The organism is Paenibacillus allorhizosphaerae (assembly GCF_042659105.1).
GTDB classification, from domain to species: domain Bacteria; phylum Bacillota; class Bacilli; order Paenibacillales; family NBRC-103111; genus Paenibacillus_G; species Paenibacillus_G allorhizosphaerae.
Window position 1 is genome coordinate 1,648,891 of the sequence record NZ_JBHSRV010000001.1, and the last position, 22,322, is coordinate 1,671,212.

17 protein-coding genes are annotated in these 22,322 nt (G+C 53.8%); 6 read left to right on the plus strand and 11 right to left on the minus strand.

Going from position 1 to position 22,322, the window contains the following annotated elements:
• Nucleotides 1-11 precede the first annotated feature (11 nt).
• Together ACFQI7_RS07235 and ACFQI7_RS07240 are read right to left on the minus strand one after the other, a co-directional pair.
• Nucleotides 12-1,175 carry an iron-containing alcohol dehydrogenase gene (locus tag ACFQI7_RS07235; protein WP_218098593.1) on the minus strand — a complete coding sequence of 388 codons (1,164 nt, stop codon included), beginning with the start codon at nucleotides 1,173-1,175 and terminating at the stop codon, nucleotides 12-14.
• Nucleotides 1,176-1,266: 91 nt separating this feature from the next.
• The gene (locus ACFQI7_RS07240; RefSeq protein ID WP_230414858.1) at nucleotides 1,267-1,884 is read right to left on the minus strand and encodes a TetR/AcrR family transcriptional regulator; all 618 of its coding nucleotides are present in this window, start codon (nucleotides 1,882-1,884) and stop codon (nucleotides 1,267-1,269) included.
• A 139-nt stretch (nucleotides 1,885-2,023) separates the two neighbouring features.
• On the opposite strand from ACFQI7_RS07240, the gene ACFQI7_RS07245 reads away from it, so the two are divergent.
• Nucleotides 2,024-3,718 carry an MFS transporter gene (locus tag ACFQI7_RS07245; RefSeq protein WP_218098594.1) on the plus strand — a complete coding sequence of 565 codons (1,695 nt, stop codon included), beginning with the start codon at nucleotides 2,024-2,026 and terminating at the stop codon, nucleotides 3,716-3,718.
• A 100-nt stretch (nucleotides 3,719-3,818) separates the two neighbouring features.
• Here ACFQI7_RS07245 and ACFQI7_RS07250 read toward each other — a convergent pair whose 3' ends face one another.
• The 7 genes from ACFQI7_RS07250 to ACFQI7_RS07280 all read right to left on the minus strand — a co-directional run bounded on the left by ACFQI7_RS07250 (nucleotide 3,819) and on the right by ACFQI7_RS07280 (nucleotide 12,904).
• A complete protein-coding gene (locus tag ACFQI7_RS07250; RefSeq protein ID WP_218098595.1) occupies nucleotides 3,819-4,187 on the minus strand; it encodes a response regulator in 369 nt (122 codons plus the stop codon).
• A gap of 20 nt (nucleotides 4,188-4,207) precedes the next feature.
• Nucleotides 4,208-5,929 carry an ATP-binding response regulator gene (locus ACFQI7_RS07255; RefSeq protein ID WP_377516733.1) on the minus strand — a complete coding sequence of 574 codons (1,722 nt, stop codon included), beginning with the start codon at nucleotides 5,927-5,929 and terminating at the stop codon, nucleotides 4,208-4,210.
• 115 nt (nucleotides 5,930-6,044) lie between these two features.
• Nucleotides 6,045-7,112 carry an HD-GYP domain-containing protein gene (locus ACFQI7_RS07260; protein WP_218098597.1) on the minus strand — a complete coding sequence of 356 codons (1,068 nt, stop codon included), beginning with the start codon at nucleotides 7,110-7,112 and terminating at the stop codon, nucleotides 6,045-6,047.
• 209 nt (nucleotides 7,113-7,321) lie between these two features.
• Nucleotides 7,322-8,827 carry a tripartite tricarboxylate transporter permease gene (locus ACFQI7_RS07265; protein WP_218098598.1) on the minus strand — a complete coding sequence of 502 codons (1,506 nt, stop codon included), beginning with the start codon at nucleotides 8,825-8,827 and terminating at the stop codon, nucleotides 7,322-7,324.
• 9 nt (nucleotides 8,828-8,836) lie between these two features.
• Complete coding sequence (locus ACFQI7_RS07270) at nucleotides 8,837-9,298, minus strand: tripartite tricarboxylate transporter TctB family protein (protein WP_218098599.1); 462 nt, start codon at nucleotides 9,296-9,298, stop codon at nucleotides 8,837-8,839.
• A gap of 50 nt (nucleotides 9,299-9,348) precedes the next feature.
• Nucleotides 9,349-10,362: a tripartite tricarboxylate transporter substrate binding protein gene (locus tag ACFQI7_RS07275; RefSeq protein ID WP_218098600.1), complete on the minus strand. Its 1,014-nt coding sequence runs from the start codon at nucleotides 10,360-10,362 to the stop codon at nucleotides 9,349-9,351.
• Nucleotides 10,363-10,615: 253 nt separating this feature from the next.
• On the minus strand, nucleotides 10,616-12,904 hold the full coding sequence (locus ACFQI7_RS07280; RefSeq protein WP_218098601.1) for a helix-turn-helix domain-containing protein: 2,289 nt from the start codon (nucleotides 12,902-12,904) through the stop codon (nucleotides 10,616-10,618).
• A gap of 224 nt (nucleotides 12,905-13,128) precedes the next feature.
• Here ACFQI7_RS07280 and ACFQI7_RS07285 point away from each other — a divergent pair, with 224 nt between their 5' ends.
• The 3 genes from ACFQI7_RS07285 to ACFQI7_RS07295 all read left to right on the plus strand — a co-directional run bounded on the left by ACFQI7_RS07285 (nucleotide 13,129) and on the right by ACFQI7_RS07295 (nucleotide 17,533).
• Nucleotides 13,129-15,228, plus strand: a complete 2,100-nt coding sequence (locus ACFQI7_RS07285; RefSeq protein WP_230414861.1) for a multicopper oxidase family protein — start codon at nucleotides 13,129-13,131, stop codon at nucleotides 15,226-15,228.
• A gap of 179 nt (nucleotides 15,229-15,407) precedes the next feature.
• The gene (locus ACFQI7_RS07290; RefSeq protein ID WP_218098602.1) at nucleotides 15,408-16,085 is read left to right on the plus strand and encodes a class I SAM-dependent methyltransferase; all 678 of its coding nucleotides are present in this window, start codon (nucleotides 15,408-15,410) and stop codon (nucleotides 16,083-16,085) included.
• 245 nt (nucleotides 16,086-16,330) lie between these two features.
• A complete protein-coding gene (locus tag ACFQI7_RS07295; protein WP_218098603.1) occupies nucleotides 16,331-17,533 on the plus strand; it encodes an MFS transporter in 1,203 nt (400 codons plus the stop codon).
• A 131-nt stretch (nucleotides 17,534-17,664) separates the two neighbouring features.
• Here the strand turns inward: ACFQI7_RS07295 and ACFQI7_RS07300 are convergent, their stop codons facing one another.
• Entirely contained in the window at nucleotides 17,665-18,030 is a 366-nt protein-coding gene (locus tag ACFQI7_RS07300; protein ID WP_218098604.1) for a winged helix-turn-helix transcriptional regulator, read from the minus strand.
• A gap of 151 nt (nucleotides 18,031-18,181) precedes the next feature.
• On the opposite strand from ACFQI7_RS07300, the gene ACFQI7_RS07305 reads away from it, so the two are divergent.
• Entirely contained in the window at nucleotides 18,182-19,417 is a 1,236-nt protein-coding gene (locus ACFQI7_RS07305) for an MFS transporter (RefSeq protein WP_218098605.1), read from the plus strand.
• 55 nt (nucleotides 19,418-19,472) lie between these two features.
• A complete protein-coding gene (locus tag ACFQI7_RS07310; RefSeq protein WP_218098606.1) occupies nucleotides 19,473-20,321 on the plus strand; it encodes an aldo/keto reductase in 849 nt (282 codons plus the stop codon).
• Nucleotides 20,322-20,391: 70 nt separating this feature from the next.
• Here the strand turns inward: ACFQI7_RS07310 and ACFQI7_RS07315 are convergent, their stop codons facing one another.
• Entirely contained in the window at nucleotides 20,392-22,155 is a 1,764-nt protein-coding gene (locus tag ACFQI7_RS07315; protein WP_218098607.1) for a methyl-accepting chemotaxis protein, read from the minus strand.
• Between the last annotated feature and the right edge of the window lie 167 nt (nucleotides 22,156-22,322).

Consider the following 22,322-nt stretch of genomic DNA (forward strand, 5'->3'; position numbering starts at 1 on the left):
TCTTTCACCCATTAAAGCGACTTACGGTATATAGCGAGCACGTCTTCGCGTTGAAGCGACTTGAAGTTCCCGAAAGGCCCGTACACCATCGCCTTGTCAGCCATAAGCTCCAGCTTATCGTCGCCGATCCCATAGTCCGCAAGGCGGCTTGGAGCGCCGATGGAAGACCAGAAAGACCTCAGTGCCCGAATTCCTTCCAGCGCCGTCTCCCGGTCGCTTTTTCCGGCAGGATCGATGCCGAAGACGTTAATCGCGAACTGTTTAAACCGGGACACGCCGGAATCCAGCACATGCTCCATCCAGTTAGGGAACAAAATCGCCAACCCGCCGCCATGGGGAATGTCGTAAACGGCGCTCACCGCGTGCTCAATATTATGCGTCGCCCAGTCGCCGCGGACGCCCATCGCCAGTGTTCCGTTCAAGGCCATCGTGCCGCTGTACAGAATGGTTTCGCGTGCCTCGAATTGTTCGAGGTTGTCGACCAGTTTCGGTGCGGTGGCGATGACGACGCGCAAGATCGTTTCGCAAAATCCGTCCTGTACGGGCGAGTTGCCGGTATGGTGAAAATATTGCTCGAACACATGCGACATAATATCGACCATACCGTATACCGTCTGGTCTTTCGGAACCGAGAACGTGAATTCCGGATTCAGAATGGAGAACTTCGGAAAAACGAGCGGACTTCCCCAGCCATACTTCTCCTGCGTCTCCCAGTTCGTAATGACGGAGCCGGAGTTCATCTCCGATCCGGTAGCCGCCAAAGTAAGCACCGTTCCAAACGGCAGCGCATCCTGAGCCGTCGCCTTGCGAGTAATAATATCCCACACATCGCCGTCATATTTCGCTCCGATGGCGATCGCCTTCACGCAGTCGATGACGCTTCCTCCGCCAACGGCGAGAATAAACTGTATGCCCTGTTTTTGACAAAGCTGAACTCCCTTATGCACCGTTGAAAGGCGCGGGTTCGGTTCGACGCCGCTTAATTCGTGCACTTCGGCGTTCTGACGAGTGAGCAGGCTGATGACACGATCATAAATTCCATTTCGCTTAATGCTGCCTCCCCCATAGACAAGCAGCACTTTCTTGCCGTAGGAAGGGATATGCGTGAGAAGATGATCCAGTGTGTCTTTTCCGAAAAAAAGCCGGGTCGGATTGTAATAGGCAAACGTGTTCATGAATTCCCTCCGTGCGATCCGATTGATTTGACGGGCATAATTAACAGGATTCCCTTTTTGTGGCGATCCATGTATGAACCAAAAAGCCGATTTAAGCGAACTGCCTCTCGATCAACAGCCGCGCTGCGCCGAGAAACGATTCCGATTGGCTCGTTCGGTTCATATAAGAGATCATAATCGCGCCGCTGCTCAGCATGCGTATATGCGCGACAAGCTCCACCGGATCTCGCGCTCCGGCCTGCTGTGCAATCGCCTCAATAATGTTCCACAGTTCCTCACGGCACGCTACCGCTTTCTTGTAACCCGGATGATCCGTATCGGGAAATTCGACCGCCGTATTTAGAAACGGACAGCCCCGGTTCTCATATTTCCCCATACGTTCCGCCAAGCCTTCGACCAGCGCGTTCAATTGATCTATCGGCGAATCCGGATGCTTGCGCTTCGCATGCTCCACGTTAGCTATGCTAAGCGAATGGCGGTATTCCAAATAGGCGACGATCAGCTCATCTTTCGTTGCAAAGTTGCGGTAAAAGCTGGCCTTGGCCACGCCGGACTCCATTATGATCCGGTCAATGCCTACGGCCCGTATGCCTTCCCGGTAAAATAAATCCGCCGCTACGCGCAAAATGCGTTCTTTGGCCGATTCCTTCTTTACGCCTTCCACCATCTCATCAACCCATTCCATATTTTTGAAAATGCGTATTGACACGAGACAGATCTGTCTGTATCATAATTCTGGAAATGAGACAGAACGGTCTCTCTAATTTTATAAAACGTCCCGTCACTCTGTCAATCGGTTCCGGAGCGGATTACAGAACATATTATCGGGGTGCAAAGGAGAATGCACGATGTCCACATATGCCAAGTCCGCAGTGCTTCATGAGCCCGCCGTATCGGAGGATGCGGGCCGAAAGCCTCGTTTGATGCTCGCGGTCATGCTGCTGTCCGTGTTCATGTCGGTAGCCAATATTTTCATCGTCAACGTAGCGACCCCTTCGATTCAACGCGGGCTGCACGCCGGGTTTTCCGACGTCCAATTCGTTATTGCGAGCTACACGCTCGCCTTTGCCATCTCGCTTATTATCGGCGGGCGCCTCGGCGACCGGTTCGGGCGCAAACGAATGCTGCTGCTCGGCGTAGCCGGATTCACCGTATCGTCGGTACTGTGCGGGATATCCTCCGGCGTAACGATGCTGATCGTCGCCCGGATCATTCAAGGCTTGAGCGCCGCATTGATCTCGCCGCAGGTGCTGTCGCTCATCCAGGTCAACTATCCCCCGGACAAACGCGGGGCCATCTTCGGGATGTACGGCGCAGCTCAAGGGATCGCGGCGTCGACGGGCCAAGTGATCGGCGGGCTGCTGCTCCAGCTCAATCCGGGGGGGTTGGATTGGAGAACCGTCTTTTTCTTTAACGTGCCGGTCGGCATTGTGCTCCTGTTCATGATTCCTTCCATTCGCGAATCCAAAGCAGACGAAAGCGCCAAGCTGGACTGGGCCGGCGCGCTGCTCGTAGCTATCGGACTGCTCATGCTCGTATATCCACTGGTCCAAGGGCAAAAGGAAGGCTGGCCGATCGGCTTGATCGCAAGCCTTATCCTCTCGGTTCCCATGCTCGCCGCATTCGCCTGGTATGAGAAGCGCCTGCTTCGCCACGGTCATATCCCATTTATGAACGTGGAGCTGTTCGGCCAACGGATGTTCACGGTAGGCATGATGATCGTCTTCCTGCTCATGTGCTCGCAAGCGGCTTTTTTCCTCGTCACCGCCTACTTTTTGCAGAGCGGGCTCGGCTTGACGGCACTGCAAGCGGGCTTTGTCATCCTGCCGATGGGCCTCGGCTATTTTGCCGCGTCGCTGCTTTCATCCAGAGCCTCCGCCCGGCTCGGCCCGCACGTGTTGACGCTCGGAACGACGCTTACGGTCGCCGGCTTCCTTGCGCTGGCGCTCTCGGTTCATGCGACGGGGATATTGCCCGGCGGCTCCGTATGGGTTCCCGCATTGGCCGTACTCGGCCTCGGTCAAGGCTTCATCGCCGCTCCGCTTACGAACATCGTGCTCTCCAAAGTCCGGAGCAGCCATATCGGTTCGGCTTCCGGCATACTGACGACCGGGATGCAGGTGGCATTTGCGATCGGAACGGGGCTGATCGGCATCGTTTGGCTGAATGCGACAGGCCATCACGCCGACAGCGTCGGCAAACAAGTAGCGCAGCAGCTCCAGCAGCGCATGCCGGCGTATGCGTCAATGTCCGCCGAACAGAGGGGCGCTGTGCTCGAGACGCTCCGTGCATGCTACCCGTTGCTTGCGCGAAGCAGCGATTCGTCCGCCGTACCGGCCGACTGCAGCATCGCTGCCGCCGACGCTTCGCCGGCGAGCCATTTGTACGCGGACGGCGTCCGTCAAGCAACGGCGCAAAATTATGCGGATTCGTATTTGCTCTGCCTCTTCATCCTTGCCGCGCTCGCCGCCGTCATGTTCCCTCCCGTGCTGGCGCTTGGAAGGAAGCGCAGCCCTGCGGCGCCATCCGTCCCGGGCTCTTGAGTAGCCGGGGAACAGCAACATTGCCGCCCATCAGCAATGGGAAACGAAGAAAAGCAGGGTTCCCTTTTCGGGTTCCCTGCTGCATCATTCATGCTTTCGCTCAGCTTTCTTTCAAAAATTGTTGTATTTTCTCGAGCAAACGGTTCCATTCGATCGGCTTCGTATCGAAATCGTCGCATCCGGCATCCAGCGCTTTCTCCCGGTCGCTTGTCATCGCATGGGCGGTCAGCGCAATGACCGGTATGGATTTCGTCTCGGGGGACTGCTTCAGCTGGCGCGTCGCGTCCCAGCCGTCGATCACCGGCAAGCTCAAATCCATCAGAATCAGATCGGGAGACTCGCACCTAGCCATATCGATGCCCTGCTGCCCGTCTACGGCTATAACGACTTGATAGCCTTTGCGCATTAACCGGCGAGACAGCATATCCCGATTCATTTCGTTGTCTTCGACTAACAATATTTTATACATTCTCCGCACTCCCCTCTCCCTTAAGTGGTCGATTCGTCTTTCGTCGCCCCCGTATCTCCCTGGTTCAACCCGGCGATCAGGCAGCGAATTTCATTCAGCAGCGCTTCACGCTGGAAGCTTCCTTTTTGCACGATATTTTTTACGTAGCCATTCAGCCGCAGCCGATCCTCATCCGTAATATGCTTGGCCGTCATGACCACGATCGGAATGCTGCGCCATTCCTCGCGCTTGCGAAGCTCCGTGACGAATTCGAACCCGTCCATCTGCGGCATCATCAAATCAAGCAGGATCAGATGCGGAACCGATTGCGCCACGCACTGTAGCGCGATGCGCCCGTTGCCGGCCCGGGTAACCCGGTAGCCGTCTTTCTCCAGCATTTTCGTCATCATTTGACTCGTCGTCACGTCATCCTCGATGACGAGCACGGAATTGGAATCAGGTTCGGGCAAATATTTATCCAAAATGGAGAGCAGACGGTCCCGGTACACGGGTTTGGTCAAAAACTCGGATGCGCCCAGCGCGTAGCCTAAGCTTTTATCATCCATCATGGAAATCATCACGACCGGAATGTCCGTGAGCTCCGGATCGTTCTTCAGCGCCGTCAGCACAGCCCAACCGTCCATGCCCGGCATCAGCACGTCGAGGCAGATCACCGCGGGATGCAGCTCCCTAGCGAGGCGAATGCCTTCCTGGCCGCTCCTCGCAAGTGCCACCGTCCATTCTTCCTTGCCGAGAATACGCTGCATAAGCTGCAGCGCCGCCGCATCGTCGTCAATGACAAGGACGGTCGGCGTTCCCTTCAAGTACACGGCGGCATGATCCGCTGCCGGCTCCGGAGCCGCTGCCTCATCCGTCATGGCCGGCAGCCACACCGTGAACATCGTGCCTTGGCCATATTCGCTGTCGACGGAAATATCCCCGCCCATCATTCGGCACAGCTTCTGACTGATTGTCAGTCCCAGACCGGTGCCGCCGAATTTTCGCGTGGTCGAAGAATCGGCCTGCTTGAACGCCTCGAACAAATGCTCCATTTGTTCTGCGGTCATGCCGATCCCCGTGTCGGCGACGGTAAACCGGATGCCGCGCGTTCCCCCGTTCAATTCGTAGGCGGCCGATAGCCGTATCGTCCCTTTTTTGGTGAATTTGCAGGCGTTGCTGAGCAAATTGAACAAAATTTGTCTGAGCTTGGTTACGTCCGTACGCATGGCGCCTTCCGGAACGTCGACTTCCATCGTGTTGCCGCCCGCTTCAATTAGCGGATTCAACGTAGTCAAGATGTCGTTAATCGTATTCGGAATAATGCATGTTTCCAGATATAGATCCATTTTGCCCGCTTCAATCTTGGACAGATCGAGAATATCGTTAATCAGCGACAGCAGATGCTTCCCCGCCGAATTGATCTTCTCCAGATCGTCGGCAAAACCTTGTTCGCCGATTTCCTCGACTTCCTCTTTCAGCATTTCGCTGTATCCGATAATCGCATTCAGCGGGGTGCGCAGTTCGTGGCTCATATTGGCCAAAAACTGGCTTTTGATTTGATTCGCTTTCACGGCTTCATCGTGCGCCTGGGAAAGCTCCTGCGTGCGCGCTTTCACCAATTGTTCCAATTGATCGTTCAAATCCCGAAGCTCCCGGTTGGCGTATAAGTATTCGCGCGTTTTCTGTTCGGCGATTTGCTCCGCGGCTTGGCGCGCCTTTTTTTCTCGCTCAAGCTGTCCGCGCAGTACTTCGAGCTCATCCAATCCTTTCACCGCCGCTCCGTCAATATAAATCGGGCCGACGATCCACCCGGCATATGGTCCCGCTTTAAGTCGATGTCTTCGCCGTAATGCTCGATGCAGCCGTTAACGATCGCTTTCATACCGGCTCCTTCTCTCTCTTTTCTGATGAATGATCGCCGTTCTCGATAATCGCCAGAAACACGTCTACCACCGTGGGATCAAAATGCTCACCCCGCTGTTTTCTGATTTCCGCAAGCGCTTCTTCCTGTGTCCAAGCTTTCTTATACGGCCGTTCATGCGTCAACGCGTCAAAAAAGTCGGCAATGGCGACAATGCGCCCGGCGAGCGGGATTTCTTCCTGTTTCAATCCTTGCGGATACCCGGTTCCGTTCCATTTTTCATGATGAGTGCCGGCAATGGTTCCCGCCAATTGCAGTACCGGAAACTGACTGCCCACGAGGATGTTCGCCCCGATGCTCGTATGTAATTTCATTTGTTCGAACTCTTCGGGGGTGAACCGGCCCGGCTTCAGCAGGATGCCGTCAGGGATCCCGATTTTGCCGATATCGTGCAGCGGCGTAGCGAGCTGAATAAGCTCCGCTTCGTGTTCGGGCAGCCCTAACGCCAATGCGATTTTCCCGGCAATTTTGCCTACCCGCTGCGTGTGCTGCCCCGTTTCGTCGTCGCGATACTCGGAAGTGCGCCCAAGCAGCTCCAAAATTTCGAATTTCGCCTGCTCCAGCTCTTTCGTACGCTCGAGGATGCGTTCCTCCAGCTGATGGTTTTGGTTGTGGAGCTGCAGATGGAGAAATCTCGTCTTTAATAAATTATGAATTCGTAAAACGACCTCGGTTCGATCAAACGGTTTCGTAAGAAAATCGTTGGCGCCTTCGTGAAGCGCTTTCTGCTTCGATTCCGGCGTCACATCCGCCGTTAGCACAAGGATGGGCAAGTAATCGTCTTCCTGCTTCCATTCCCGCAAAAGCTTCAATGCGGCGAAACCGTCCATCTCCGGCATATGCAGGTCCAATAAAATAATATCCGGCTGAATTTCGTTATAAAGAACAGCCAGCCGCGCCGGATCCGTCGTACTGTGAAGCTCGGTAAAACCCGCGCGCCGCAAAATTCGCTCCAGCAGCGAAATATTGAACTCCTGGTCGTCTACGATCAGAAATTTTGCGCTTTTGATCCATTGCTCGTCCATAGTGTCTGCCTCATCCCATCGTAACGTACGCGTGTACCATTAGTCCTATCTCGATCATAATCAGATTGTACCGACTCGATATCTTTATTGTCAATTTATGTTTTGGAAAAAACTCGCTATTTGTCGAGCCAAAGCAAAAAAAAGGATAAGGAGCACAGAGGCCCTTATCCCCATATGAATCAACTGCAGCCAAGCGCTTGAATCGTCGCTTACATTTCTACATCAGCGGCAAACCCGCTGCGTTTTTTGCGAAGCCCCGAAATTAATCCGAACACGATGATGATCAGCGCCAGGCTGAGCAACGTGCCCGAAATCGGCCGCTGGAACAGTCCCAGGAACGATCCGTCGAGCAGTTTAAGCGATTGCAGCAAGGAGCTTTCCAGCATCTTGCCGAGCACGAACGTCAGCACGATCGGCGCCATCGGAATGTCCGCCTTCTTCATCAAGTAGCCGAGCACGCCGAACGCGAACATGATCCCGACGTCGAACAGATTGTTGTTGGCCGTGTACGCGCCGAGTGCCGAGATGATCAGAATGACAGGATACAGCAGCTTGGGAGGCACCATCGCAATTTTCGCCCACCAGCCAGCAAGCGGCAAATTCATGATCAGGAGCATGAAGTTGCCGATGAACATGCTGGCAATGACGCCCCAGACGAATACCGGGTTCTGCTCGAACAGCATCGGTCCCGGCGTCAAGCCGTGCATCATGAAGGCGCCGAGAATGATCGCAATCGTAGGCGAGCTGGGAATCCCCAGCGTGAAGAGCGGGATCAGCGCTCCGCCGCAATACGCATTGTTGGCCGTCTCCGGGCCGGCAACGCCCTCGATGGCTCCCTTGCCGAAGCGCGACGGGTCTTTGGCCATTTTTTTCTCCACCGAGTAGGAAAGCATCGCCGGAATGACCGAGTTCGTGCCCGGAATAAGTCCGATCAAAAAACCGAGCACCGTCCCCCGCCCGATCGCTTTCATGCTGGGCGACCATTCTTCTTTTCGCGGCAGCATGCCCTTGACTTTAGGCGGCTTTTCCGCGGTGGCCATGTTCTCAATGCCGAGCAATATTTCCGACAATCCGAACAAACCCATCGCTACGATGACAAAATCGATCCCGTTCATCAAATTCATTTGGCCGAACGTAAATCGGACGGAACCGGACACCGGGTCCATGCCGACCATCGCCAAATTTAGTCCCAGAAACGCGGATACGAGTCCCCGAATGACCGATTTGCCCATCAGCCCGATGACGGTCGACAAGCCGAGCACCATCAAGGCAAAAAATTCCGGAGGTCCGAACCGCAACGCCCATTGCGCGAGCGGCGGCCCGACAAAAATCAAGCCGAGGATCGAGACCGTCCCGCCAATGAAGGAGCCGAGCCCCGAAATGCCCAGCGCGGCCCCGGCCCTTCCCTGCTTGGCCATCGGACTGCCGTCGAGACATGTAATGACGGACGCCGCCTCTCCCGGCGTGTTAATCAGCACGGAAGTAATCGTGCCGCCGTACATGGCGCCGTAATAAATACCGCACAGCATGATGATGGCCGAAACCGGCTCCATCCCGAACGTAATCGGCAGCAAAACCGCCACCCCTGTCGTCGGACCGAGTCCGGGCAACACGCCGACAAGCATACCGATCGTTACGCCGAGCAAACAATACAATAAGTTATACCAAGTAAAAGCGGTAGCAAATCCTTGTGCAATTACATCAAAGGCCGGCATATGCTGTCATCACCCCATCCAATCCCATAAATCGCCGGTCGGCAGCGGAACATCGAGTCCTAAACTGAATGCCACATACAACAATACACATGTTCCCACAGAGATGGCCGCCGCTTTGTACCACGCATACGTACGCATCAACAGCTGCATTAACATAACGGAGCCCGCTGCGATGAAACCCGCCGGGTCCAGCAGCAGCATAAAAACAATGACCGATACGAGAACCATCAGTACGTTACGCAAATCTTTGCCTTTGGGCAGCACTTCGCTCCATTTGACCGGCTCGCTGCGAAGCGAACCGATGATATAAAGCGCCGAAAGCACGATAAGCGAGGCGCTTAGCCAGCGCGGAAACAAGCCGGGGCCCGGGCCGAGGTCGCTGTAATACTCGAATGAGAACGATTGCCAGAAGATGACGCCCGACACGAGCAGCAGAAAGCCGCCCAACCCTACGCCTACCTTGTTAAACATACGAATCCTCCCCGTTAGAAAAAAGGGCTGAACACTCAGCCCAATTGCCGCTATTTTTTGCCGAGGCCTAGCTCCGGAATGAGCTTGCCGAACAGCTCGTTGTTTTCTTTCAAATGCTGGCCGAACGCTTTGGAATCTTTAATTTCGATGCCCAGCCCGTTTTTCTTCATATAATCTTTGAAATCCGCTTCTCCCGCGCCTTTGGTGAACGCGTCCGTCAACACTTTTACAATGTCGTCCGGCGTATCCTTCGGTACGGCGATACCTCTCCATGTACCGGCGACAGTGACGGTCAAGCCGGTCTCCTCTTTCAGCGTCTTGACGCCTGGAAGCGCATCGGAAGGCTTCGTATCGTTAATGGCCAGCGTTCGCAGTTTGCCGGAATCGACTTGTGCTTTCACTTCCGCCGGACTGACCGGAACGGCGTCCACATGTCCTCCAAGCAATGCCGTAATGGCAGGACCCGCGCCTTCAAATGGAATGTGGTTAAACTTGACGCCTGCGCCTTTCTCCAACGTGACGGCTCCCAGATGCCAGATCGCTCCCGTACCGGAGTTGCCCAGCTTCAGCTCGCCCGGGTGCGCCTTTGCGTAATCGAGAAATTCCTTCATCGTCTTCCACTGGCTGTCCGCCCGTACGGTAATTGCGGCCGGATCGTAGTTGATGAGCGCAACCGGCTTGAAATTTTCGTACGTTACCGGGGACAAGCCCATATGCGGCAGCGTCGTCAATTCCACGGTAGCCATCGTTACAGTGTAACCGTCGGCTTTGGCGTTGGCGCCTTCCGTCATACCGACGGCACCGCCTCCGCCCGTTTTGTTGACGACCGTGATCGGTTGTCCCAGATGCTTCTCCGCGGCTTTTGCAAGCGCCCGAGCCGTTGCGTCGGTGCCGCCTCCGGCCGCATATGGAACGATCAACGTAACCGCTTTCTTAGGAAAGTCGGCTTTTTTGCTTTGCGCCCCGCCTGCTGCCGAATCGGTTTTTGCCCCGCAGGCCGTTAGAGCGGCTACGCTAAGTACCATGGAAGCAGCGAGTAATGTACGCCATTTTTGATGTTTCATAGTGATACTCCCCATTTCAATTTTTGTATAAGAATTCAGACAAGACAAGAATGCATCTTCTTCGAATACCTTCGAGACGAAAGCTTTTGTTCATGCCGTTTGCCTGTTGGCTTCCCAAGTATAGGTTGCCCGTGCATCGCAGACAATCATTCGTTCCGCTAAACGATACGCAGATCCGACAAATTACAGCACTTTTGGCCGATCTGCATACGATTTGGACGATTGGACGATAGCCAAAAAAGAGAATTCCCCCTTAACTGGGAAATTCTCCTTGTTTGTTCGCTTCTCTGTATTTTCCGGGCGTAACCGACTTGAGCTTGCGGAAGCTGCGAATGAAACTGTTCTCGTTCTGATAGCCGACTTGAACGGCAATGTCCGCGATTTTCAAATCCGTCGTCGATAGCAGTTTGCAGGCGTGGTCGATTCTCGTTTTGGTCAAATATTCGTATATCGTAAAGCCGGTCTCCATTTTGAACAAGCTGCTGACGGACGAAGTGCTGAGATTTACGAATTCGGCGATATCCTGCAAGCCGATCGGCTCGTGCAAATGCTCCTCGATGAAGCCGATGATGCGTCTGGCGAGCTGATATTCCTTCGTGCTTTTATGAATTTGTGTTCCACTTACGACAGCTTCGGCCGTGTAGATCAGCAGCTCTTGCACGTCGTCCAAGTCCATCATTTTCAGCCGATGCTCGGTGTAATTGTCCAGTTCGGCCGGTTTCCTGATACCTCGGGCCATCATGATGCGGGTACCGTCTTCGATGATTCCGTCGACGAAGGTATACACCGAATCGGGCGCCGCCGGATGCTCGCGTATCCATTGGGCCCATCGCTCCAATACTTGCCTGCACAAGGTGATGTCGGCGCTATCCAGGCTTCCGATGATTTCGCTCTTCCAGACTTCGGCATCCGCATCGCGAAGACGGTCTCTCTCTTTCACTTCGCCGTATCGAATCGTCTTGTCGTAGCCTTCGTACAGCCGGTTTGCCAAAGCGATCTTCGCCTCTTCGAACGAGGACGCCAGGCCCGATACCGATTCGACCGCTTGCCCGATGCCGACGGAAAGGCTCATTCGCAAATATTTCATGACCGTCTGCGTCATCGCATTCAAATCTTCCTGAACCGACGATTCCAGCCCCGGCAAGCCGACTTCCTTTGATTGAATGGCCAGCATCAGGTTTTCCTTATCCAGCGGCACGCAATGGACGCGCCACTTCGGCTCCATCAGCTCCGACATAACATTCATAAGCGCGTATTGCAGCAGCAGCTGGTCTTCTTCATTGTACGTTTCCGACCATTCCAAATAACGATTGATGGATACGGCCGCGGCAACGATCGGTTCGTGCGACCACTGCGCAAAGTACGCCTCCCATTTCTCCTGAAGCTCTTTGGAACCGATCCGGCCTTCAAGCACGTCTTGCACATATTTGGAGCGCAGCTCGGGCAAGCTCCGTTCGGCGACGGAGGAGCGAGAGTCGAATTCTTTCAACAGCTTCTGCACGACCGCTTCCAAGTCATGAAGATCGGAGCCTGACGATGCAGGGGCCTTGGCTGCAATCAGCTGACGGATCCGTTTGATCGGCTTAAAGGCGGCAAAATTATAGATGAAAATAGCTGCAGTCCCTACAATAATGGAGGCGAGCGACAGCAAAAAGATAATATCGCGAATCATCTTAACGTTTTTCAGCAATTGTTCGAGCGGAATGAACGAAACCCAGCGCCACCCCGTCATATCTGAAAAAGCCTGGTTTCCGAGGTAAGACTGACCCTCAAGTTTGACTTCGCCGAACGGACGGACGCCCAACCAATCGATTGCCTTATACAGCTCTTCCAGAGGCACTTCCGTTTTCAGCTTCGGATAAATGAGATCGCCTTCCAGACTGAAAATATATTGCGGCGTTTTCAATTGGGTATATATTTTGGAAAAAAACCGGTCGTAATCCACATTCACCATGACGATGCCGAGAAATTCCCCATCCGCAATAATCGGCCGCAGCAAGGAAATCAGCTCCGTCGGTACGGTATTGTCCTCCGTCCCGAGCGTCCGTCTTTTGATCAGCAGCGGCTTCGTTCGCATCGGTTCCACCCAAGGCTGCCACGATTGATCGGGAAAGTTGGCCCAATCAAGACTGCCCGCCGTGCCGCTCGAAACAAGCTGCTTGTTTCGCACATCCAGCACGTAAACGGAATGGACGTCCTCATCGAATGCAATCGTATTCAAATAGGATGAAAGCAGCGCGGCGCTTTCCTGCTTCATCTGCGGATTCGCCCGAATGTAGCGGAGCGTGTTCGTATGGAACGATACTTTCACGGCATGCTCGTCCGCTTCGCGGAAAGCCCGGTTCGTTACGTCCAGATTAATTTGCAGAAGCTCATTGTGCGGCTGGTTCAGCTCGTTGTCCAATATGTCCTTGTAATTGTCGTATAAAAATAATCCGACGGACGTTATAAACGCCGAGACGAATAATGTCACGTAGACAATCAATTTCGTCTGCTTGTCCGAAAATAATAATTTGGCTTTCACCCAAAACAGCTTGTTCATCCTGTCACCCGGTCTATGCTGACTTATAATCCGCAATATAGAATACCACAAAAAAAGCCGTGAATGTAAGTCGAAGCGCCGCCACCCGGCCTGATTACACCGAGGGTCGAGCGATGTTCCCCGTCTCAGGTCCAGATGCAATCCGTTCCCGGGACGGTGTTGCCGCAGCGGTCCGAAAGCTACACTGGTTAACGTAAAGTTCAATAACCAGGGGGAATTTCATTGTGTATTCGATATTGATGATGACCGAGCTCGGATGCTTGCTTCTTTTGTTTCTTTTAGCCTGCATCGCAGGAATGAAAGCTTCGCGTCTTGTTTACAACGCCCAAGGAGCAAAGCTGCACCGCAAAGCGGGCAAACAGGCGCTATGGGCCGTTTGGCTTACCGTGGTCGCGGCGGGGATCGCAACGGTCATCGGCCGTATGGTTTATACGCTGGACGCGGTGTTCTGGTACGACCGCGCATATGTGCATGCGCCGCTGATCGTCATTCCCGTATTGCTTGTCCTGTTCCTCGCGGTGCCGAAGCTCCTGCGGCTGCGCAAGGAAACAAAGCAAGCGCCGGAAGCGCCGGAAGCACCGCTTGCGCCGGCCGTGCGGGGACTGGCCGCGGATCCGGGGCTGATCGTTCCGTTTCAGGCGACGGCCTTGGGCGCCCTCGTTTCCTTTTATTTTGCTTTCGCACCGCCCTTTCCATTCCTGTGGATCCATTTGATTCCGGTCGCCGCGTTCCTGCTGGCGGTTATCGCGCTTTGGATCCGGCATACGCTGCGCAAGCGGCAAGTCAGCCGCGCCGATAAGGAAGTGCGCTTGCGTCCTTGGCTGTCGCTACTGGGCAGCGTTGTCGTGCTGGGCATCATCGTTGCCGCTGGCATCGGTTTGTTTGACTGGGCGAGGCAAAACAGCGTTCTGCCCGCCCGGATGGATATGATGTCCGGGACCGTCGATTACGGCGGCGGCACCGCGCTGTCCCACGATCACAGCCATCACCAAACTTCCGGCAGCGGAAGCACGGCCGCCGCATCGGTATCCGTCACGCAATTGACCGGGCCCCGTACGGGCATTCCGGATAAGAAATTCACTTTGACGGCGGAGAAGAAAACGGTGCAGCTCAGCTCGGGCAAGACGGTTGACGCCTGGACGTTCAACGGTCAAATCCCCGGCCCCGAGCTTCGCATGAAGGAGGGCGATCTCGTCGAAGTGACGCTGATCAATAAAGATGTGGACCAAGGCGCAACCATTCACTGGCATGGCCTCGATGTGCCGAACGCCGAAGACGGCGTAGCCGGAGCCACGCAGGACGCCGTCATGCCGGGGGAATCGCATACGTACCGTTTCATCGCGGAGCAGACCGGCACGTTCTGGTATCACTCGCATCAGCAGTCGAAAGAAGCCGTGCAAAAAGGACTGTTCGGACCGCTGGTCGTCGAGCCGCTGGTCGGCGCCGATCCGAAGGTGATGGACGTGACGATCATTACGCACCGCTGGAACGATACGTTAGCCATCGGCTCTTCCGATAAAATCGAGCGGATGAACATCGCGCCGGGAACCCCCGTGCGGCTGAGGCTCATCAATACGGACGATTGGTCGCGGCAGCAATATACGCTGATCGGCGCGCCGTTCCAGGTCGCGGCGATCGACGGGACGGAATTGCATCAGCCCGGCACGCTGCAGAACACGCGTCTCGAACTGACGACAGGCGGACGTTACGATATCACGTTCGTCATGCCAAGCACGCCCGTTTATCTCGGCGTCGGCGCGAAAAGCAAAATCGGCCTGTTCATGAGCTCCGACGGCGCGGGGAGTATCCCTGAAATCCCGACTGCCTTGGCATCCTTCGACCCGGCGGCTTACGGCGGACAAATGGCGACGCCGTTCGATGCCGACAGCAAATTCGACCGGCAGTTTACGATGATTTTAGATAACAAATTGGGATTTTTCAACGGGACATTTGAAACCTTGTACACGATTAACGGCGAAGTGTTCCCGAATACGCCGATGTTTATGGTTCGCGAAGGAGAGCTGGTGAAGACGACAATCGTGAACCGGGGCGCGGTCGATCACCCGATGCATTTGCACGGCCACCATATGCTGGTCCTGTCCCGCAACGGCAAGCCGGTTCAAGGAACATGGTGGTCGGATACGCTCGATGTGCTGCCGGGGGATTCCTATGAAGTGGCGTTCCGCGCGGACAATCCCGGCATTTGGATGGATCATTGCCATAATCTGACCCACGCGGCGGTAGGCATGACAATGCATCTGACGTACGAAGGGGTAAGTACGCCGTACGCTGTCGGCAGCGATACCCGCAATCATCCGGAGTAAAGCGACACGTTCGCGAGATTCGGACATCTGATGGAAAATGACAGCTAATAAGCTAGTAAACCATGTGCCGGCACGTATGTCTATAGGACATATGTATAAAGTTAATACAATTTATATATTTCATGGATAAGCGCCATACCATTACAATGGAACTAACATTCGAATGGGAGGCAAGATCGATGAACCAATCCGTCAAAAAGCTATTCGACGCCATTGCCGGCGAGTACGACCGGCAGCGAAAACAGTTGATCCCTTGCTTTGACGATTTTTACGGCATGGCGTTGTCGCTGGTCGAGACCGATAACACGGCCCCGCGTATCCTAGATTTAGGCGCAGGCACCGGGCTGTTCTCCGGCATGGTTCTGCAAAAATACCCGAACGCCAAGCTGACGCTTATGGATGTGAGCGATCAAATGCTGGAGGGGGCGCGCCGGCGGTTTGCTCAAAACGACAGCATCCGGTATATCGTCGGTGATTATTCCGAGTATCCGTTCGCCGAGAAGTACGATATCGTCATCTCATCGTTATCGATCCACCACTTGACTCATCCGGCCAAACGGCAGCTGTTCGCCGCGGTATATCGGCTTCTGATCGAAGGCGGCGTATTCGTCAATGCCGACCAGGTCGAAGGCAACCATCCGCACACGGATCGGTACTATAGACAGCGCTGGCTGACGTCTATTCACGACAGCGGGCTCGCGAAGGAAGCAATCGACGCATCGATCGAGAGAAGAAAGCTCGACATCAACGCCAAAGTCTCGGATCAAATCGCTTGGATGGAGCAAGCCGGATTTGATGAGGTGGACTGCATGTATAAGTATTTGGATTTCGCCGTCTTTTATGGCAGAAAGAAATAAAATTAATTTCAAATAAAGCTTATAGAAAACGACAGTACGAAACCTGCATCAAGGAACGCTTAAGACGCGTTCTTGGATGCAGGTTTTTTTGCGCCTATCTCGCGCCGTTTTCCAAACGTTTTCGCTTTTTGTTTGAAAAATATCTTGATAAAACTTAGATGTTGTTTTATTATGTCTAAGTATTAATAGACAATATCAATATATATCTGTTTATTAACCTACTACATTGAAAGGATGCCACACAGATGTTAAACAATCGTTATGTTCGTACTATTTTGTTATCGCGCGTACTCTTGCAGCTTGGAATTTGGGTCAGAAATTTTGCTATTTTGTTGTATGTGACCGACTTGACCCATAATGATCCCAATTATGTTTCGCTTATTTCCATTGCGGAATTCGCGCCTATTTTTATTTTTGCCATTATCGGAGGAACGTTCGCCGACCGGTGGCAGCCCAAACGAACGATGGTCTGGTGCGATTTGTTATCAGCTTTATCCGTATTTGTCGTCCTCGGCGTTCTTGCGTTTGGATCTTGGTATTTCTTGCTTGCAGGCACGTTTGTTTCCGCAGTATTATCCCAATTCTCGCAGCCTTCGGCGATGAAATTGTATAAGCGGCATGTATCCGCGGAGCAGCTGCAGCGTGTCATGGCGATGTCCCAGTCGCTCATGGCCATCTTCATGGTCATCGGCCCGGTCATAGGCACATTCGTGTATCAACAATATGGAATTGAGGTTTCGCTTATCGTGACGGGAATCGTTTTTTTCGGCTCTGCACTGATCCTAATGTCCCTCCCACGCGATGCGGAGGAAGCGAATTCGAAGGAAACGCCGGACTTTACAAAGGAGTTGACAGCGGGGCTGCGTTATGTGTGGAACAGCAGCGCACTTCGAACGCTCGGCATCGTCTTTTCCGTAGCCGGGCTTGCGGCCGGCTTGGTTCAGCCGCTGGCAGTGTTTATTGTCATGGAGAATTTGGGCCAGGACAAAGCATTCCTGCAGTGGCTGCTCATGGCAAACGGCGCTGCCATGCTCGTCGGCGGGGGCCTCATCATGGCGATCGCGAGGAAGTTAAAGCCGCAAACGCTGCTTGCCATGGGCTTAGTTGTCAGTTCACTTAGCACCCTCGGGGTCGGATGGTCGACGAGCATACCGCTTACGTTTCTGCTGCAAATTTTGAACGGCCTATTTTACCCTTGCGTACACATCGGCATTCAAACGCTTCTATTGAATCATACCAAAGGCGCGTTTGTAGGCAGGGTCGGCGGCGCCATTACGCCGGTCTTTATGGGGATGATGGTGATCGGCATGTCGCTGGCCGGCTATCTGAAAGATGCTTTATCTTTGTTGCCCGTATACGCGGCAAGCGGCGTTCTGCTGTTGCTCGGCGCGCTGCTCTTGCTTCCGCTGCTGCAAACCAGACGCCAAACCGAAAAAGTTTCCGGCTGAACCGTGCCTGCATGTCCGGTTCGCACCGCTCTCGTCTAACGCAAAAAGGCCCGATTCGCTTGTAACTCGCTCAAGCAAACCGGGTCTATTTGTTATCGCATAAGCTGCTGTTGTTTCCATCCATTTTGCATTCACGTCTGATTCAGCACATTATCTTCCAATACGGCGAATTTATCGCCGTATTCTTTAATAATATGCTTCTCTCCCCAAGCGCATAGCGCATCCAATGCCGGCTTTAGGCTCCAACCGTATTCCGTCAGTTCGTACTCCACTTTCGGCGGAACTTGATTATAGCTGATCCGGTTGACGATCCCGTCCTGCTCCAATTCTCTTAGCTGCTGAGTCAGCATTTTCTGGGTAATTCCGGGCATGCCGCGCTTTAGATCACTTGTCCGTTTTTTCCCATGCGTCAAATAACAAAGGATCACGCACTTCCATTTCCCTCCGATGACCTCCAGGGTCGCTTCTACAGAGATGTTGTATTTCTTCTCGGCCACAGCCTGTCCCTCCCGTATAAGATAGGCACTTTTAAGTATCTACAGTACTTCTGAGTACCTATAGCACTACAAAGTACGTACTGTTCATTTCATTCTCATTGACCCATAATAGCATTTGCCGGCCGGCAATACCACAATAGGAGTGGAACGCATGTCACTAGATCAAAATAGAAGTACGCTCGCGCTTCTGGCGCTCGCCGTAAGCGCCTTTGCGATTGGAACAACCGAGTTCATCAGCGTAGGGCTGCTCCCGCTGATCGCTGAAGACCTGCATATATCCGTTACAACATCCGGTTTAACCGTTACTTTATACGCGCTTGGGGTAACGATCGGAGCCCCGCTCCTCACGTCCCTAACCGCAAAGATTTCTAGGAAAACGTTGCTTCTGTGGATCATGATCGTCTTTATTGCGGGCAACAGCTTGGCCGCCGCCGCGAGCAGCATCGGCGTACTGCTGGCGGCGCGCGTCATCTCCGCCTTTTCGCACGGCCTCTTCATGTCGATCGGTTCTACGATCGCAGCCGATCTCGTGCCCGAACATCGCAGAGCAAGCGCGATATCGATCATGTTCTCCGGTCTCACGATCGCTACCGTTACCGGGGTGCCCATTGGCACCTACGTCGGCCAGCAATGGGGCTGGCGCGTCGCCTTTATCGCAATCGTCGCGGTCGGTATCGCAGCGCTCGTCGCCAATCTTGTGCTGGTACCTTCCCACCTGCGCGAAGGCGCCAAAATCATGCTGCGCGATCAGGTCAAGCTGCTGACGAACGGGCGGTTGCTGCTTGTATTCGCCATTACCGCCTTGGGATACGGCGGCACGTTTGTCGTCTTTACTTATTTATCCCCTTTACTTCACGACATAAGCGGATTTGAGGAAAAGACCGTAGCCGCCATCCTGCTCGTTTACGGGATTGCCATTGCCATCGGTAATGTAATCGGCGGAAAAGCTGCCAACCGCCGGCCCGTTCGAGCCTTATTCTATATGTTCATCGCGCAAGCCGTCGTCCTTATTCTATTCACGTTTACCGCCCCGTTCAAAATAGCAGGCCTCATCACGATCTTCTTCATGGGGCTCCTGGCCTTTATGAACGTACCCGGCCTGCAAGTGTACGTGGTCATGTTGGCGGAACGTTTTGCCCCGAAAGCGGTCGACGTCGCTTCCGCCGTCAATATCGCCGCGTTTAACCTCGGCATAGCCCTCGGAGCTTACTTCGGCGGCGTCGTGGCCGATTCCATCGGACTCATTCATACGACATGGGTCGGCGCATTGATGGTTATGGGAGCCGTCATCCTGACCGGGTGGAGCCGCGCTCTGGAGAAGAAAGAAGCAGCGAGCTTGCATTCGGCATTACCCGATCCCCCTGTCCGCACCGCAAAGATCGGTTAAACACAGCAGCATAAATCATGTTTCATCAACTAATATATTGGAGGTACATTCAACGATGAATACCGCACAACATGTACAAGACAAGATCACACTGCACAATGGCGTGGCCATGCCTTGGTTGGGGCTTGGCGTATTTAAAGTCGAAGAAGGCTCCGAGCTGGTAGACGCCGTGAAATCCGCCGTTCGGCACGGGTACCGAAGCATCGATACGGCCGCAATTTATGCAAACGAGAAAAGCGTCGGAGAAGGAATCCGGCAAGCTTTACTTGAGAATCCTATAGCAAGGGAAGAGCTGTTCGTAACTTCAAAAGTTTGGAATGCCGACTTGGGGTATGAAGCGACGCTCGCCGCCTATGAAGCCAGTCTGCAAAATTTGGGTCTGGACTACCTCGACTTGTATTTGATCCATTGGCCGGTAAAAGGCAAATATAAAGAAGCTTGGCGCGCGCTGGAACGCTTGTATCGCGATGGCCGGGTCAGAGCGATCGGCGTGAGCAATTTTCAAATTCATCATCTGGAAGACTTGATGCAGGAAGCGGAAATCAAACCGTTGATTAACCAGGTGGAGTTCCATCCGCGCCTTACCCAGCAGGAGCTTCGCCGCTTCTGCAACGAGCAGGGTATCCAGCTTGAAGCTTGGTCGCCGTTAATGCAAGGGCAGCTGCTCGATAACCCGGTGATCGGCGAAATCGCGTCCAACTACGGAAAATCCGCAGCGCAAATCATCCTGCGTTGGGATCTGCAGCATGGCGTCATCACGATTCCCAAATCAACGAAAGCGCAGCGCATCATTGAAAATGCATCGGTGTTCGATTTCCAATTATCAACCGAGGATATGGAACGTATCGACGCTTTGAACCGGAATGAGCGGGTCGGCCCGGATCCGGACAACTTCGATTTCTGATGAGCACGCCCCAAAAAAGACGCCGTCACTTTCCGTAGAGAAAGGAACGGCGTCTTTCGTTTACACTCACTTACACTTTAATCTGTTGTACCGACTCGCGCAGCTGGTGGGTCATCCCGCTGAGCTGCGCGGCGGAATCGGCGAAATATCGCACGATATCGAGCTGTTTGTCGGTAAGCTCCCCGATGTGCAGCGTTTGGTCCGAGGTAGCCTTGGCGATGTCCGAAATTTCGATTACCGTAGCGGACACTTCCTCCGAGCCGGCTGTCATTTGCTCCGTCGCGGCGGAAATATCCTGAATCTGTTCGGTGACTAACCGGAACATCTCCACTACATTCGCGAACGACGCCTGTGCTTCGCCGGATAAGCTTGCTCCCGTTCGGACTTCTTCGGCCCCGACCTCCATCGCCTCGCTGATTCGAAGCGATTCGCTCTGCACGTTATGCAGCAATGCGGCAATTTGCCGCGTCGAGCCGAAGGCGTCTTCCGCCAGCTTCCTGACTTCGCCCGCAACGACGGCAAACCCGGCGCCATGTTCGCCGGCGCGCGCCGCTTCGATGGAAGCGTTCAGCGCCAGCAGCTTCGTCTGGTTCGCAATCTCGGATACGGCTGCCAATGCGCCTTCAATCTCGCGCGAATACTCGCGCAGCGTAGAGACGCGTTTGACAGCTTCCTCCGTAGCCGACGAAATCGTTTGAATTTGGCGGTCCATCCGCTCAATTGTTCTTTGACCCGCTTCCGCGTTTTCCAGCGCGTTCAAGGAAGCGTCGGAAACGGTTAACGAGGCTTCGGATATGCGCTGAATCGTGACCGTAATTTCCTCCATCGAACGAGCGCTTTCTTCGGAGCTCGTCCGCTGCGTACGCGCCCCGTCTGCAACCTCATTGGCAGCCTTATTGACTCGAGTGTTCATCTCGAGCAAATGTCCTGCATCGGTCGCAAAGCGATCGGAGGAAACGACCAATTGATCGGACATTTGAGCGATATTAGACACCATGCGTCCGACAATCGCATTGAGGCTGACCGACATTTGGACGATCGCTTGATACATCGCCCCGATCTCGTCTTCCGACTTCACCGGGCGTTCCATAAGAATTTTGTTCGCTTCTGCGAACTCGCCGACCGCAATAAGCTCCGCACCGGACACGATACGCCGCAGCGGTTCGAAGGCACGGAGCAGCACCCAAACGATCAAACCAAGCCCCAGCAGCGTCATTATAATCATCAGAACGTAATACGGAACACTTTCACGAATGACGCTGCTTGCAATGCTGCCAATGACTCCCGCTTCCGTGTCGATGCCGATGACCCCAAGCACTGTGCCGTCCGAACGTTTGATAGGCGCGTAGGAAGAAATATATTTGCCGTATTGCGGATTGTCGATCAGCTCCGAGCTCGCCGTTTTCCCGGCCAGCAGCGACTCGACCGCATCCGGAGGAATATCGGTCACTTCATTGATCGGCGAAGCGGAATCCGAATCCTTCGGCTGTCCGTCAATCATAATAAGCGGACGTTTGCTTTCGTCGATCCGGACAAAATATACGTAAAGAGCTCCAATTTGCGTGCGGTACCGGTCCATCTCCTGACGAAGCGACCAATACAAGTCGTTTTCTTGCGGATTTTTCAAAAATTGTTCCAGCCGCGAAGTGTCCAACTGCTTGGAGTAGCTGTCGGCCATGCGCGTCCCGTAGCTCGTAATCACTTCGGCGGCCGCCGTTTTCGCATTGCTGGTTTGCAGCCATATGTAGCCTGCCGACAACAGCAGGATGACCACCATAACGACGGCGGCGATGCGCAGCGCCAATCGTTTCTTTATCGTAGCGAACCAACTCATAACTGCAATCAAGCCCCTTCTTTTCTCGTTCCTTTTTTTAACATTCGATACTTTTCGACATTATTTTCTAATTCCCTTCCCATTTGCGAAATGAGATTCCAAAATTACCTGAAATTTTCATAAAGTTTTCTTAATAATTAGTGCTTTTGGCTTTTTCAGCAAATCTG

What these genes read in the sequence shown, in the direction of transcription:
- ACFQI7_RS07235 (WP_218098593.1), bottom strand. Translation starts at nt 1,175, where the DNA reads ATGAACACGTTTGCCTATTACAATCCGACCCGGCTTTTTTTCGGAAAA.
- ACFQI7_RS07245 (WP_218098594.1), top strand. Translation starts at nt 2,024, where the DNA reads ATGTCCACATATGCCAAGTCCGCAGTGCTTCATGAGCCCGCCGTATCG.
- ACFQI7_RS07250 (WP_218098595.1), bottom strand. Translation starts at nt 4,187, where the DNA reads ATGTATAAAATATTGTTAGTCGAAGACAACGAAATGAATCGGGATATG.
- ACFQI7_RS07260 (WP_218098597.1), bottom strand. Translation starts at nt 7,112, where the DNA reads ATGGACGAGCAATGGATCAAAAGCGCAAAATTTCTGATCGTAGACGAC.
- ACFQI7_RS07265 (WP_218098598.1), bottom strand. Translation starts at nt 8,827, where the DNA reads ATGCCGGCCTTTGATGTAATTGCACAAGGATTTGCTACCGCTTTTACT.
- ACFQI7_RS07270 (WP_218098599.1), bottom strand. Translation starts at nt 9,298, where the DNA reads ATGTTTAACAAGGTAGGCGTAGGGTTGGGCGGCTTTCTGCTGCTCGTG.
- ACFQI7_RS07275 (WP_218098600.1), bottom strand. Translation starts at nt 10,362, where the DNA reads ATGAAACATCAAAAATGGCGTACATTACTCGCTGCTTCCATGGTACTT.
- ACFQI7_RS07280 (WP_218098601.1), bottom strand. Translation starts at nt 12,904, where the DNA reads ATGAACAAGCTGTTTTGGGTGAAAGCCAAATTATTATTTTCGGACAAG.
- ACFQI7_RS07290 (WP_218098602.1), top strand. Translation starts at nt 15,408, where the DNA reads ATGAACCAATCCGTCAAAAAGCTATTCGACGCCATTGCCGGCGAGTAC.
- ACFQI7_RS07295 (WP_218098603.1), top strand. Translation starts at nt 16,331, where the DNA reads ATGTTAAACAATCGTTATGTTCGTACTATTTTGTTATCGCGCGTACTC.
- ACFQI7_RS07305 (WP_218098605.1), top strand. Translation starts at nt 18,182, where the DNA reads ATGTCACTAGATCAAAATAGAAGTACGCTCGCGCTTCTGGCGCTCGCC.
- ACFQI7_RS07310 (WP_218098606.1), top strand. Translation starts at nt 19,473, where the DNA reads ATGAATACCGCACAACATGTACAAGACAAGATCACACTGCACAATGGC.
- ACFQI7_RS07315 (WP_218098607.1), bottom strand. Translation starts at nt 22,155, where the DNA reads ATGAGTTGGTTCGCTACGATAAAGAAACGATTGGCGCTGCGCATCGCC.